General features: G+C 69.3%; 11 protein-coding genes and 2 pseudogenes. 6 read left to right on the top strand and 7 right to left on the bottom strand.

Annotated elements, in window-relative coordinates:
* Positions 1-308: 308 nt before the first annotated feature.
* Positions 309-749: a transposase gene (locus ABD346_RS38690; protein WP_381227479.1), complete on the bottom strand. Its 441-nt coding sequence runs from the start codon at positions 747-749 to the stop codon at positions 309-311.
* A gap of 466 nt (positions 750-1,215) precedes the next feature.
* Here ABD346_RS38690 and ABD346_RS33020 point away from each other — a divergent pair, with 466 nt between their 5' ends.
* Positions 1,216-2,016 (top strand): maleylpyruvate isomerase family mycothiol-dependent enzyme, encoded by an 801-nt coding sequence (locus ABD346_RS33020; RefSeq protein ID WP_344379985.1) that lies wholly within the window; start codon positions 1,216-1,218, stop codon positions 2,014-2,016.
* A 1,040-nt stretch (positions 2,017-3,056) separates the two neighbouring features.
* On the opposite strand, the gene ABD346_RS33005 is transcribed toward ABD346_RS33020, so the two are convergent.
* Positions 3,057-3,632: a helix-turn-helix domain-containing protein gene (locus ABD346_RS33005; RefSeq protein WP_381227476.1), complete on the bottom strand. Its 576-nt coding sequence runs from the start codon at positions 3,630-3,632 to the stop codon at positions 3,057-3,059.
* Between the two features lie 107 nt (positions 3,633-3,739).
* Here ABD346_RS33005 and def point away from each other — a divergent pair, with 107 nt between their 5' ends.
* On the top strand, positions 3,740-4,411 hold the full coding sequence (def, locus tag ABD346_RS33000; RefSeq protein ID WP_344379983.1) for a peptide deformylase: 672 nt from the start codon (positions 3,740-3,742) through the stop codon (positions 4,409-4,411).
* A 6-nt stretch (positions 4,412-4,417) separates the two neighbouring features.
* Here the strand turns inward: def and ABD346_RS32995 are convergent.
* Together ABD346_RS32995 and ABD346_RS32990 are read right to left on the bottom strand one after the other, a co-directional pair.
* Positions 4,418-4,632 (bottom strand): annotated as a pseudogene (locus ABD346_RS32995) (pentapeptide repeat-containing protein); the annotation flags it as partial.
* Positions 4,633-4,761: 129 nt separating this feature from the next.
* Positions 4,762-5,274 (bottom strand): hypothetical protein, encoded by a 513-nt coding sequence (locus ABD346_RS32990; protein ID WP_344379981.1) that lies wholly within the window; start codon positions 5,272-5,274, stop codon positions 4,762-4,764.
* Positions 5,275-6,122: 848 nt separating this feature from the next.
* Between ABD346_RS32990 and ABD346_RS32985 the strand changes: the two genes are divergently transcribed.
* On the top strand, positions 6,123-6,398 hold the full coding sequence (locus tag ABD346_RS32985; protein ID WP_344379979.1) for a hypothetical protein: 276 nt from the start codon (positions 6,123-6,125) through the stop codon (positions 6,396-6,398).
* A 746-nt stretch (positions 6,399-7,144) separates the two neighbouring features.
* Here the strand turns inward: ABD346_RS32985 and ABD346_RS32980 are convergent.
* The gene (locus tag ABD346_RS32980; protein WP_344379977.1) at positions 7,145-8,308 is read right to left on the bottom strand and encodes a pentapeptide repeat-containing protein; all 1,164 of its coding nucleotides are present in this window, start codon (positions 8,306-8,308) and stop codon (positions 7,145-7,147) included.
* Between the two features lie 167 nt (positions 8,309-8,475).
* On the opposite strand from ABD346_RS32980, the gene ABD346_RS32975 reads away from it, so the two are divergent.
* On the top strand, positions 8,476-9,378 hold the full coding sequence (locus ABD346_RS32975) for a transposase family protein (RefSeq protein WP_344379975.1): 903 nt from the start codon (positions 8,476-8,478) through the stop codon (positions 9,376-9,378).
* Positions 9,379-9,719: 341 nt separating this feature from the next.
* On the opposite strand, the gene ABD346_RS32970 is transcribed toward ABD346_RS32975, so the two are convergent.
* On the bottom strand, positions 9,720-10,079 hold the full coding sequence (locus ABD346_RS32970; protein WP_344379973.1) for a DoxX family protein: 360 nt from the start codon (positions 10,077-10,079) through the stop codon (positions 9,720-9,722).
* A 158-nt stretch (positions 10,080-10,237) separates the two neighbouring features.
* Complete coding sequence (locus ABD346_RS32965; RefSeq protein WP_344379971.1) at positions 10,238-10,504, bottom strand: hypothetical protein; 267 nt, start codon at positions 10,502-10,504, stop codon at positions 10,238-10,240.
* A 159-nt stretch (positions 10,505-10,663) separates the two neighbouring features.
* Here ABD346_RS32965 and ABD346_RS32960 point away from each other — a divergent pair.
* Both ABD346_RS32960 and ABD346_RS32955 read left to right on the top strand, forming a co-directional pair.
* Positions 10,664-11,040: pseudogene (locus ABD346_RS32960) on the top strand (type 2 periplasmic-binding domain-containing protein); the annotation flags it as partial.
* Positions 11,041-11,303: 263 nt separating this feature from the next.
* Positions 11,304-12,548 (top strand): sensor histidine kinase, encoded by a 1,245-nt coding sequence (locus ABD346_RS32955; RefSeq protein WP_344379969.1) that lies wholly within the window; start codon positions 11,304-11,306, stop codon positions 12,546-12,548.
* Positions 12,549-13,036: the final 488 nt, after the last annotated feature.

Genomic DNA, 13,036 nt, shown 5'->3' with positions numbered 1-13,036 from the left:
CTACGCCGGAGCAAACCCCCGGATCAGGTCGAACCCGTACACCATCTCCATGGACGCAACCTCTCCAACACGCGTGCGGGTATCCGCCGTCTGGTCGGTCGGGCAAGGATTCGCGGATGCCCTCCGGATGAGCGGGCCACGGTTGAAGGCGATAGCCATGCACGCCCCTCACCGCTGCCTCTGCGCCGCCGCACCTCACACAAGCCCACAGGACCATCGCCACTCCCCTGCTCAGAACGGCGCCCCATCCCCGCCCCTGGGAGCAGCGAGCTTCGGCCCGTCTCGTCGGCCGGGCCCGTCTCGGGCGCTCAGTTGGGTGTCTGTGGTGACCGGCCGGATCCGGCAGACGATAATCGTTTGCGAACCAACAGATGGCCGAGAGCGGCCTCGATCTCCAGCGGTAAAGCCGAATGTGGAGACTCCCGCCCAGGCGCACATCCGCCGCACCGAAAAGTTGTCGGCTTCGCCGTCGAAGAACTCGTACTTCGCCGCCACCGGTATTCCTGAGCGAAGAACGCCGCCGCTTTTCCCAGGACTTCGGTCTTCATGGGGAATTCCCGGTTCTCGCGTTCCAGCTCGCGCAGACGTGCCCGTTCGCTGATTTTCAGGTGAGGCTCGTCCCCGGCGCGCTCCTGCCGGTACCGGCTGACCCAGGTGCCCAGTGTTCCCTCGTTCACTTGTATCTCGCGGGCAACCTCAGCGACCGGGGGGACTCCACGACCACCATCTTGACGACCTGGTCGCGAAATTCAGGACTGAACTTCCTGCGCTTCTGTGCCACGCGCTCTCGCCGCCGTTCTGGACTTCGATCCCATCGGGACCGCTGTCCGAGAACCTCGGGACGCCTCAATGAGCGTGAACTCCCTTAGCGGCTGTTGTTGTTCCGAACTTGAGGAATGCTTGTCGAACGGGAGTCACCTGAACTCCCGACCCGACCGGTCCTCCCCCGCCGTCGTGACCTCCGCGTCCATCACATCGAGCGGGCAGCATGACCGCGTGCACCGGGTGGACGTCACGTCGCCGAGGAGCCCGGCCGCACGGCAAGGCCAGAGCACCCAGAGGCACGACGCCTGGCGTACCGCCACCACCAGCGTTCTCGCAGCAGTGCGCAGCTTGTCACCGTGCGGTGGGAGGCGAGGACGTCCGCAATGGCCAACCGGCGGCGACTGTGAAAATCGCTGTCCCATAACAGGAGCACGGTGATAGACATCCGGCGTGGAAAAGAATCTTGAGTTCTCTGACCTGCTGCGACTGATCGATGAACGGTCGACCGCCTTCCGCACCGTGGTCGCCGCCGCGCCCGGTCTCGACGCGCAGGTGCCGACCTGCCCCGGGTGGACGCTGTTCGATCTGGTGAAGCACCTGGGTGGGGGAGACCGTTTCTGGGCCGCCATCGTCGGCGCGGGGTCTGCCGACGCTCCCCCGGCCGAGGCCGTCGCCGCGCGCGCCGCGCTGGAAGTGCCGCATGAGCGTGAGGCCCTGCTGGCCTGGCTGGACGCGTCGACGCAGCTTCTGCTGGGCGCCCTGCGCGCAGCGGGACCGGAGAGCGGTTGCTGGACGTGGTGGCCCGCGTCGCAGTCACCGCAGACCGCCGGCGGCACCGCCCGGCACCGGGTCCAGGAGACCGCGGTCCACACCTACGACGCCCAGCTCGCCGGGGGCGCCCCGCAGCCGCTGCCGGTCGAGCTGGCACTCGACGGTGTGGAGGAGTTCCTGTTCACCGTCTGCGGTACGCCGAGTGCCTGGCCGCACAAGCCCACGGCTTTCGACTTCCACGCCGCCGAGGGCCGCTCCTGGCGCCTCACCGTCGACGGCGACGGCGCACGCACCACCCGCATCCCCGCGCCCACCGCCGCGACCGGCGAAGACTCGGACGCAGCCGGCGCCTCCGTCCACGGCACGGCCAGTGAGCTGGTCCTCTACCTGTACGACCGGATCCAGGCCGAGTCCTTGCACGTTGACGGAGACGCAGGGCTGCTCGACCTGCTCCGCGCCTGGGAGCCGGAGGAGAAGTAGGACGTAGCGGGGGCGGTTGGCCGCGCCTCGAACCGGTAAGACACGACTCTTCGCCAGGTTCGTCAGTCGCGGCACCGGGCTCAGCCCCGCGAGGCGGTCTCGGGGCGTCGCCAAGCCGACCATCTGCCTCGATGGCAGTGCGAATTCGTCCGTCCCAGCGGTCACGAGAAGCGACGCGACTGCCGTCGTCCCGATCTCGTCGAGAAGTCGGTCGATCAGGTGACTGCGGCGGCTGCCATGCATCAGGGCAGGGCCTCTTGGTAGCTCGAAGGGTGTCGAAGCCAACGTGCGGTCCAGGAGGCCCTGTTGTCGCATTTCTACGGCAACGCGGGAGCGGGCTCCACTTCAGCCACTCTCGCCTGTGACTGTCTGGCTCACAGGTCCGGGAACGCCAGAGACCACGGGGCGCGCGAGCATCGGTATCCCACCGACATGTCGGACGCCGAGTGGGCGGTGGCCCGGCCACTGCTGCCGGTGCCGGGGCGGGCAACCGGAGGCTTATGGCCACCGCGCGATGCTGGACGCGATCCGCTACCTGGTCGACAACGGCAGGAAGTGGCAGGCCGTGCCTGCCACTCCCCAGGTATCTGGTCCCTGCCGAGACGACGCACCGCTACCGCCAACGTTGCGTTCACCGACGTCGACCACCTCATCCAGACCGTCCACAACGGTTTGCGGAAGATCCAGTACCGTCCACACCTCATCGCCGGATGCCTCACCGAGACCGGCCTCACAATGCGCCAACCCGCCGCGACACCACGAAGGAAACGTCAGTAACACCCCGGCCCCCCATGTTTGTGGGGGGCACCGTACGACGATGGGTGGCTTGGTCATGCCTCCACACTGGCTCGCCCCCCGAGGCTCCCGCATGCCGGAGCCGTACGGTCGCCGTACGCTGAGGGTCCTTGTAGGGTCTCGCGCTCGGCTTCATGCGGCAGCCCGGTAGTCCGCGGCAGTTCGCGGTGTCTCGTGCCGTGTCGTTCATCGGCTGTCTCAGATCTGTGTCATTTCCTCAACCCGGCCGCAAACCCTCGGGGTTCTCAGCTCTGGTCCCCATCATCGGTCGCGTGGGGAAGCAGGGGGAACAGTCGTGTGATGAGGGCCACTGGTCGGGCGCCGTCGGGCCGGGCCAGGGGGCGTTGCTCGCGGTCTCGGTAGGGAGCGAGTGCCCGTCGGATGGCGTCCGCGACCAAGCTCATCTCATCGGGTGTGAGGTAGGCGACGGCGCTGAAGGCTTCGTCGCGGCGCCATTCGGACGGCACCTGGTCCCGCTCGGCGAGCCATCGCTGCCAGCTCTCGTCCTCCAGCCCTCGGGCCAAGTCGCCGAACTGCTCCTCCATGGGCGCATCGGATGTGCGGGTGTGCTGCCGCAGGCGCCAGGGGCGGGCGCGGCCCCCGCTGTGCGGGGCTTCTTCGATGTGTCCGTGGCGTGCGAGCTGGCGCAGGTGGAATGAGCAGAGCCCGGAGCTGTGGCCCAGACGAGCGGCTGCTTCGGTCGCCGTGACGGTGCCGACTTCGGCGAGCAGATCCATCAGGGCCGCGCGGACCTCGTGCTCGCGCAGTCCGCCAGCGGCGTTGCGTGGCCGGTCAAGCGGCATGTTGTCCTCTTCAGTCACTTTGCAAAGTCTGCTAGTTTGCAAAGGACTTGGCAAGTGGTCCTGGTCCCGAGACGTCAGGCCGCAGTGACGGCCGTGTCCGGGCGGGCGCAGAAAAGGAACCAGCGATGTCTGTTCATCACGACCGGTCCCGTCCCGACAACCGGCCAGTGCGCGTGCAGGGCCGCCCCGTCGACTCCTATCCAGACCTGCCGCCGGGGGCCGGACGGGGTTCGGTGCGCCGGATCACGGTCGTGGGTGAGGAGATACTGAGCCGTCCCTGCCAGGAGGTGACCGAGTTCGGCTCCCCTGAGCTGTCACAGCTGATCGACGACATGTTCCTGACGATGAACGTGGCCGACGGTGCTGGTCTGGCCGCCAATCAGGTCGGCGTCGACCTGCGGATATTCGTCTATGACTGCCCGGATGAGGACGGAATCCGGCATGTCGGCCACATCATCAACCCGGTTCTGGACCAGCCGGATGCAGGCAGCCGCCGACTCGTCGACGACTTCGAGGGCTGCCTTTCCGTGCCCGGTGCCACCATGACGGTGCCCCGCACCGATCGCGCCGTCGCTCGCGGGCTCGACAAGGACGGCAACCCCCTAGTCATCGAGGGCATGGGTTACTTCGCCCGATGTCTGCAGCACGAGACCGACCACCTTGCCGGTCACACATACCTCGACCGGCTCTCCCGACGTGAACGCAAGGACGCACTGCAGCAGATGGCAGACCACCATGAGGACGTCTTCGCCCGACGCGCGCTCAAGGCCGCCGGTTTGCCCCGAGGATCCGCCTGACCCAGCCCAGCCCATAGCTCGGGAGGCGCGCATGCCGTAGCCGGACAGCACCCAGTAGGCGGTCAGAAGACTTATCTCGCTCCGGGGATGCCGTCGGCGTGGCGGCACGTCTCCATCTCCCCGTAGTAGAAGTCGGCGGCTCCGGGCTCGTGTTTGCCGTCCTCGAACGCTTTGCGCGACGCCCGGTACACAGGCGCCAGCTGCAGCGGCCCGGCACGCCCGCTGCGAGGGGCGAGCGCCAGCACCAGTCCGATGACAGCGCCCGCGCCGAGAGCTGGCACCCGGGTGGGCCTTGATGACGGCTCCTGAAGCAGCCGACCGGACGTCAGCATCGCCGGACGCCGACGCTCTTACGCCAGGCCCGCCTTTTCTGCCCACTGGCCGAGGTCTGCGCAGGTCGGGGCGGACAGGCGGGATCGTTCGGTGAGCGTGGTCAGTGAGTAGCGGAGCTCTGTTCTGAGGCGGGGAAGCCACAGGCCGGTGCGGCCGCTCTGGTACGAAAGCAGCCGGAAGTAGTCGAGGGACGCCTTCTCGTTCTCGTCCGTGTGCTCGGTCTGCATGGCGGCCAGGATCTCGAAGTCGCGCTTGGTGGTCGTCGCCTCGACCACAGCTGCCAGAGGGAGGTTGTTCAGCACGGCAATCGTCCGGGCCCTGCCCGCGGCAGCGGCATCGGCCACAGCAGAGTGGAGCGCCAAGGCCGCGAACGTCGCGATGAGACGCTCACCTCTGGCCACGTCGATGTCCCAGCCCTGCAGGCGTTCCCGCCGTTTGGTCGCCCGCCACGGTTCCTGGCCCACCAGGGGCAGAACATGACGCCCCAGACGGATGCACTGGCGCCACACGATGTCGCGGTCCGATACCAAAGACGCCTCCTCGGGTGGGGAGAGACTGGGCGGATGAGCCGCTACGCCCCAGTCTCCCGACCATCTGCCCTATGCGCAGGGCACGTACAGGACGGCGCTTCAGGCTTCTTTGATGGAGGCGGCGCCGTGGACGATGGCGCCGACCGTGACGGTGCGTCAGGCGACCAGATGGTCCCGGAGCTTGCCCTCACCACGTCATAGCAGCGGTGGTCCGCAGCGCTGAGGATGGGCGGCTGTACCGGCGGGGGCTGGGGCCGTCGCGATCAGGTCGCGGTGCCGGCCGGGCGCTGCGGGCCGCGGGCGCGGCGGCGGCCGCCGCTCATTTGGTTGCCGACCCGGGCCGCTCCCCTGGCAGGTGGCGCCGAGCTCCCGGGACGATCCGTACCGCCGGATCGTCGGCGTACGCCTCGCCGCGCAGCAGAGCGGCGGGACCACTGGGCCGAGTTCGCCGCCCAAGACGCGGGGCGGCAGGCACGGCCACGCGCGTTGCGGCCCTCACGCAGTACATCCAGCGCGAACAACAGACCCTGATCCCCTGCCGGCACACGGAGCGGATCGTGAACGACGGCCAGGATCACGACGTACGGCTCGGAGTGCGGATCACCGACCAGAAGACCCGCCGCGACCGACCCCGGCACCCCCGCACAGCACCGCGAGGGGCTGACGCAGCGTCAGCCGCCGTGCCGGACTACCCGCTCGTACGCGTTACGACGTCAGGGTGGTTCCCCAACAAGATCACGGCTCCCGGCGCGCCACCGCACGGTTCTGGAACATCTAATACTAACTTTTCGTGACTCTAGGGAATCGATCTGCCACGGATCGCATCCTCGTCACTCATTGGAGATCACATGAAGCTTCGCAAGGCAGCCGTCCTGGTCGCTGCCCTCGGCACCCTCGGAATGGCCGCCGGCACGGCCCAGGCGCATGACGGCGGGAAGGGCGGCGACCACTTCGGCGTCGGACAGAGCAGCAACTGCAAGTCACACGACCTGAACGTCGACGTCCTCGGCCAGGTCGGCATCCTCAACGGCCTGCTGGGCAACGCGCTCAACGGCGAAGGCAACCCCGGCGCCCAGAACACCCACATGGGCTCCAGCATGGGCTGCAACAACAGCGCCTTCTAAGCCAGGGCAGACTCCACACGTTGCCGCCCGGCTGGATACAGGTGGCCAGCGGTGGATACGAGCGTGGCTACGATGCGAAACGGCCCCGTTCCCGGCGTTCTCATGCCGGGGACGGGGCCGTTGCCGTATTCACCGGTCTGGCTGCCCGAGCCGGACGCGGTCCCTGACACACAGGTGATGCGGTGCCTCGCTGATGAGGAACACGATGCCGAGCCGGCCCACCGCCCAGCTCCGCGAACTCGGCATCGACGGGCACAGCCCCGGTGGCCGGTTACCACAGCGGGTACAGGTGCCCGAGGCCAACAAGCCGGAGCCTTCCACGAGCCGAACCGCTGAGCGCCTCGCGGAGCCTGGCTTCGCCCCTCCCCGGGAGGCCGGGCGGAGCCATCGGGACCCGGAGCGAGCGGTGGACGAACTCGACCGCGGTGAGGACGCCGTCATCACCGCCTGGATGGCCTCACGGTGCAGGGCAAGCACAACACCCTGCACCGTTTGCAGGGCGTGTTGGCGATCCGCCAGGGTCAGCCGTCGGAACTCGGCGCTGCACCCAACTCACATCGGGCGATGGGGCCGGGCTGTCGGGCTGTCGGGCTGCACTACGGCACTCAACTAACTGCCTTGGGAGCGATACCAGCTCCCGGATCTGCCTGGCGGTCTGGGCCCCTGCGCGATCAGGACGCCGCTGAGGAGGAGTGACGCCGGTCAGGCGGATCGCGGTCGCGGCTGTCTTGACCGGGTCGTCTTGGTCAGGGAGTGGACCGCAGCGGCGGTGCCTGCCACGTCATCCCCGGCGGCTGGAGTAGAGGCGAGGGCTCGGGGCCGGGGTCATCGGTGTCGACGACTCCGGCGGCCGTGTGGTCGAAGTCGGCGGGCCAGCGGGTGTGCTCGCTGGCCAGGGCGCCGGTCAGGCGTGCTTCGACGAGGTTGGCGGTGCTCAAGTCGGTGCCGCGCAAGTCGGCCATGCGTAGGTCGGCGCGGTGGAAGACCGCGCCGTGGGCGTCGGCCTTGCGCAGGTTTGCCTCGCGCAGGTCGGTCTCGGTGAAGTCGGCGTCACGCAAGTCGGTTTCGACCAGCTTCGCGGCGCGTAGGTCGGCCAGAATGCAGCGAGCCCGGCGGAGAATCGCAGTCGTGAGGTCGGCGTGCCGCAGGTTGACCGAGACCAGGGACGCCTGGGTCAGATTGGCGTGGTACAGGCCCGCGGCCTCCATGCAGGCGCGGTCGAAGTTGACCTCGGGGAACCACAGTCCGTCGCAGTCGGCCCGGCGCAAGTCGGTGATGCTGAGATTGACCCAGGACTGCTCCCGGTGCTGGCACAGCACGCCGAGTGCGGTCAGCGCCACCTGGGCGTCGGCGGCGCGGGTCTCCAGGGGTGCGATGTCGTTGATGGGCACGTCTGCCGCCGGTGATTCCGGCCCGGCGGGTGGCCAGGGCAGGTGCGTACGCAGATACGCGGCCTGGATGGAGATGATGGCCTCCCGGTCGCGGGCGGACTGCTCCGCGATCCGCCACAGCGCGTGCAACCCGCCGATGCGCACATCCAGCTTGTCGCTGCCGAGCTGGTCGACAGCCCGGCTGAATCGGTCGGTGACGTAGCCCTCCTGGGTGGCGCGCAAACCGTCCTGACTCACCCGCAGTTGCCGCCAGGTGGCGTACGCGCCGAAGAGCACGACCAGGCCGCCGACCACCTGCAGAAGCGTCGTACGGACATCGTTGACCGCCTTCAGCCGATCCTGCGCGGCGACGCTCGCCCCGGCGAGATCGTGGTCGACCACCACACCCGGCAGTACGACGAACACCGTTCCCAGAATGACCAGCCCCGCCGCCCCGGCCAGCAGACCTGCGGCTGCACGACGCCTGACCAGCCCGTCGTGCCATGCCCGCCGCCCGCGGTCCGGTTCCCCCATCTCCATGACATGAGAGCTTAGGCACCGCTCAGAAGACGATCAAGAGTGCCGTGGCACCGGCCCGTGACATGGGAACGGCCCTACGGGTTGGGTGAGTTGTGAGGCGTACATGGGCCCGTGCGACCTGTTCCCATCCTGTCCTGTCCGGGGTCCCGCGCGCACACTTCGGCGAGTTGCTCGAAGAACTCGCGCCCCGGTGGCAGGCCGCGCGGGAGTCGGCGCTACACGGGCGGCGGGGCGGAGACCGGAGGCGGGCGGCCGGCGCCGGGCCCAAGCAGCGCCTGGTCTTCGTCGACCGGCTCCTGGTCAGGCTGGTCCACCTGCGGCTTGGGATCCCGCACGCCGCTCTGGCCGAGTTGTACGCAGTGGACCGCTCCACCGTCTCCGGAGCGATCCGCGAGGTCCACCCGCTGCTGGCGGCCCGCGGCTTCGCCGTCCCGGACCGGCCGGGGGTGCGGCTCCGCACGCTGGAGGACCTGTTCGCCTACGCCGACGCGGAGAGCGATGACCTGCGCATCGACGGCACCGAAGTGCAGGTCCGCCGCCCCCGCGCCCACCGCCCCGGCCGCAAGGCGTTCGTCTCCGGAAAGAAGAAGCAGAACACCATCAAGACCACCACCTTCAGTGACCCGCAGGGTCGCACGCTGTTCAGCGGCGTGGTCCGGCCGGGCCGCATACACGACCAGACCGCCGTGCGCACCGAGGGCATCGCCGAGCAGTTCCACCGGCACCCCAAGGTCAAGGCCGAGGTCGACGAGGGCTACTGGGGCCTGGCCAACGAGTTCCCCGGCCAGGTCAGCGCCCCGCCGAAGAAGCCAAAGGACGACGCGCCGCTGGGCGAGCACCACGCCTGGCGCGAGCAGCCACGCCGCCAGTCCTCCGCGCGGATCTGCGTGGAGCACACCAACGCCGAGTACCAGCAGTGGCGGCCCCTGCAGCGGTTCACCGGCCGCCGCGAGACCTACGCCGAGACCCACCTCGCGATCGCCACCCTGGGCGCTGACCGCTCCGCCCGGCGGGCGACCCGCCGCAAGGCGAGCACAGAACTGGTGCTCGCCCGGCAGGCCGCCTGCTGATCACCCACCAGCCAACCCGCAAGGCCAGCACGCCCCGAACCCAATCGCTCCCAAAGTTGTAAGCCTGGACGCCGGTTGAGCGCCATAACCACCCCCGCGCAGACCAGGGAGACTTGCCGTACTCCCGTGCTGGTGGCCCCGTTCCGGGCCCATCACCCGAACCCTATGCGGTGGCACTGACATCCCTCGGTGGCGGCCTTGTTCACGGGTTGCCATGGCAGTTGCGCTCCTCAGCGAGCGGCGCGTTGAGGCGGCGTGTTCGATGGCCATGAGAAGTGACCGCGGGCTGGGGGCGGCGGCCGGATCTGGATTCGTATCCGCCGGGCGAAGGCCGTGCTCGATCACAGCCTGGTGGCCAGCCAGACGGTCACGGCCGCCGTGGCAATGAGCCCGGCGTTGAGTGCGATCCGGCGGTCTCCGCCGGTCAAGTGCATGGCGATCGCACCTGTCTGCAGGAGGACGAAGCCGATGGCTGCGGCGGGCGCCAGTGAGGGCGCGATGCCGGTCAGCGGTGGCAGGACCAGGCCGGTCGCGCCGAGTATCTCGATCGTCCCCAGCGCCCTGAGTGCGGGCAAGGGTATCCGGTCGACCCAGGCCATCATTGGGCGGAGTTGATCGCGGCTGCGGATCGCCTTCAGCGTTCCTGCGTAGCAGTAGAAGAGGGCGAGTGGTCCGGCGGCGATCCAGTAGGCGATGTTCATCGTTCCCGTTCATGGGCCACCGGTTCGCGGGGCCCCGTCGATTGCGTCAATTGTCAAAAGAGCCCCGGGAGAAGGCCCGGTCCGTCATCCGAGGGCGTCGGCAGGATTGCAGCGCCACGCCTCGCCTGTCGGAAGAAGGGTGGGCCGTCCCCTCTGCTTCAGGCGAGGTCGGTGGAGGGCGCGGTCACGTAGCGGCTCATCGCTCCGATGTCGGCTTGTCGCGTCGGCGGCCGGCCGTCGGCGAACACCTCCCGGATGTCTCGGAAGTACTGCGCGGGGAAGCCCTCGTCATGTTGCGCGTGGCGGTGCTGCGGTGGTGGGTGCGGGGCGAGGTCGGCCTCGGCGGTGGCGAGGCGGTGCCCGGTGCGGCTGCCGTCCTCCAGAATGCATGCGCACAGCGCCCGGAACGGGCGTCTCACCGCCACCGCGACCCACCACCGAGAAGGCGCGGTCGGCCTCGGCTCGCTGATCCTCGGTTCTTCGGCTCTTCCGCTCTTCGGTCATGCTCACGAGTGCACCGCCGAGACCCCGACGGTGTCCAAGACCCATCCTGCAACGCCGATACCTCGTGGGTATCGTCGCACCTGGGAACCGATCCGGTCGGTATGGCCTGCGGGCCGACGATCCTCCGGCCCGCCGCGACCGGCTGCGGCCGGCAGAGCTGAGCGACCGCCGATGGTTCCGGTTCCCACAGGGCACAGCCTCAGCCGGCAGTCGTACTGCAACGGCGGCCCGCGCGAGGGGCCAATGGCGCGCGCCGTTCAGGAATGCCTGCATGCCATGTTGTGGAACGGCACGGTCGGCCTGGCCCCGTTCGGACACGACCTGCCCGCGGAGTCGGCCGTGGTCCCGTTGACTTGGCATGACACCGAGCCGAGTAGTGGCGGTGTGGAACGACGGTGACACCAACCCGTTGATCCGATCCCCCGCCGAGATCGCGACAACCGCGTACCGCCATTGAGTGCTGGCGACTGCTGCTGCCGCATCCCGTGATCAATTCCGAACGCCGCGGCCCTCGGAAATGCCTCCCGAAACGGTGAACATCTGCTGCCCCACTCCGGCTCTGGTTCACTTCGTGTGGTCGCGTGCGAAGCCCCGCTGTTCTCGGCCTGGGCCGTGTCGGCCTGCTCGGCGGGGCCGTCGCGTGGGGTGGCACTGGCTTCACCATGGATCCGGAATCAGGCCTCATGGCAGGCCCCCGTCGGGCTGTCCTAGGGTCGGGCCATGACGATTCCAGCCGTGCTGAGGCGCTCGGCGCTTCGGGCGCGGCGGGACGCCGGCTTCCTGGCCGCCGGTGTCCTGCCGCACCTGGCTCTGGTGCCCGTGTGGGCCTGGGGCGTGGTGACCTTCACCGAGACGGGGAACTGGGCTCTGGTGCTCCCCGCGTCGGCCGCGCTGATCCTGCTCGGTGTCCCGCTGCTGACGGCCGTTCAGCGGTTCCGCCACCGGGTGCTGCTCGGCGTGGACATCCCTCGGCCGGCGCCCGTGCCGCAGCGGTGGTCGTGGGCGTCGGCCGCCCGTCGGCTCTCGGCGACGCGTCCCTGGCGCCGGCTCGGATACCACCTGCTGCTGGGCCCGTTGCTGGCCGTGCTGGAGCTGTCGGTGCTGGTGCTGGCGATCGCGGGCCTGGCGGGCGCGACCGCCGGCGGTTGGGTGTGGGCGCTGCCGGTGGGGGTCCGCCAGGACTGGTTCGGCTATGCGACGCAGCTGCCGTGCTACACGGTGGGCGGTCTCGCCCTGCTGTGCGTCGTGCCCTGGACGGCCGGGGCGGTGGCCCGGTCGGAGTCGCGTCTCACGTTGGTGCTGCTCGGGCCCAGCCGGGCGCAGCGGCTCCAGCAGCGGGTCGACTCTCTGGCCGATAGCCGCACCGAACTGATCGAGGCGGTCGATGCCGAGCGCCGCCGCATCGAGCGTGACCTGCACGACGGCACCCAGCAGCGGCTGGTCTCCCTCGCGGTCAACCTGGGCCTGGCGATGGCCACCCGCACCGACCTGTCGGGCGGGGCCCGCGAGGTGCTCGCGGAGGCTCATCTCGAGGCGAAGGAGGCGATCGCCGAACTCAACGACCTGGTGCGCGGGTTGCACCCGGCGGTACTCGAAGACCGCGGGTTGGACGCGGCGTTGTCCGGGCTGACCGCCCGGGTGCCGTTGCCGGTCCGCCTGCGGGTGGATCTCGACGAGCGGGTCGCGCCGGCCGTGGAGTCGGTCGCCTACTTCGTGATCTCCGAGGCGCTGACCAACGTGACCAAGCATGCCCGTGCGACGCGGGTCGCGGTGACCGTCCGACGGGTCGGGAAGGTGTTGCGGGTGCACGTCACCGACGACGGGCTGGGCGGTGCCGACGCCTGCGCCGGGACAGGGCTGAGCGGGCTGGCCAAGCGGGTCGGCTCGGTCGACGGCACCTTCCGCGTCAGCAGCCCTGCCGGGGGACCGACGACCTTGACGGCGGAGTTGCCGTGCGGGCGGTGATCGCCGGGACTCGGTGCTGTTGCGGGTCGGCCTGGCCAAGGTGCTGGAGATGGGGTCACCAGGCGCTCGGAATCCCCTGCCCTTCCCTGTCGCGCTCGCCATCACCACCCAAGTTCGTCGTGCCCCGACGATTGAGCCGAGCCCTCCCCCTGTCAATGCCAGGGGTCGACACACGGAGAACGCCCGCGAGTGTTCTCCGTTCTCGCCAACATTCGCCCCGTGATCAAGAACGAACTATTTCCACTATCTCCAGCACTCACCAACAAGTGCTCTTCGTTCTCATCAGCCCAGCCACGCGGGCGACCGCGATCACCTGCACGACGGGCGCTACCAGATGACCGGCTCTGCCAGAATCCCGTCGCCCGCCGAAGCGGAACACATACGCGCCGGTGGCGTCATGGCCCCCTGCGGTGCCCGGCCGAGGCCGGAAACCGGAGGCGGCTCCCAGGACGGCGCAGGCGTCAGGCGGTCCCGCGCCACCACGCCGA

Source organism: Streptomyces mauvecolor (genome assembly GCF_039532965.1).
Classification (GTDB): Bacteria; Actinomycetota; Actinomycetes; order Streptomycetales; family Streptomycetaceae; genus Streptomyces; species Streptomyces violascens.
Note: the sequence above shows the minus strand (reverse complement) of the source record. Positions and strands in the feature narration are given on the sequence as shown.

Bases quoted from the DNA above. Each gene is read 5' to 3' on its own strand.
- def (WP_344379983.1), top strand. From the start codon at position 3,740: ATGTCTGTTCATCACGACCGGTCCCGTCCCGACAACCGGCCAGTGCGC.
- ABD346_RS32985 (WP_344379979.1), top strand. From the start codon at position 6,123: ATGAAGCTTCGCAAGGCAGCCGTCCTGGTCGCTGCCCTCGGCACCCTC.
- ABD346_RS32980 (WP_344379977.1), bottom strand. From the start codon at position 8,308: ATGGAGATGGGGGAACCGGACCGCGGGCGGCGGGCATGGCACGACGGG.
- ABD346_RS32970 (WP_344379973.1), bottom strand. From the start codon at position 10,079: ATGAACATCGCCTACTGGATCGCCGCCGGACCACTCGCCCTCTTCTAC.
- ABD346_RS32955 (WP_344379969.1), top strand. From the start codon at position 11,304: ATGACGATTCCAGCCGTGCTGAGGCGCTCGGCGCTTCGGGCGCGGCGG.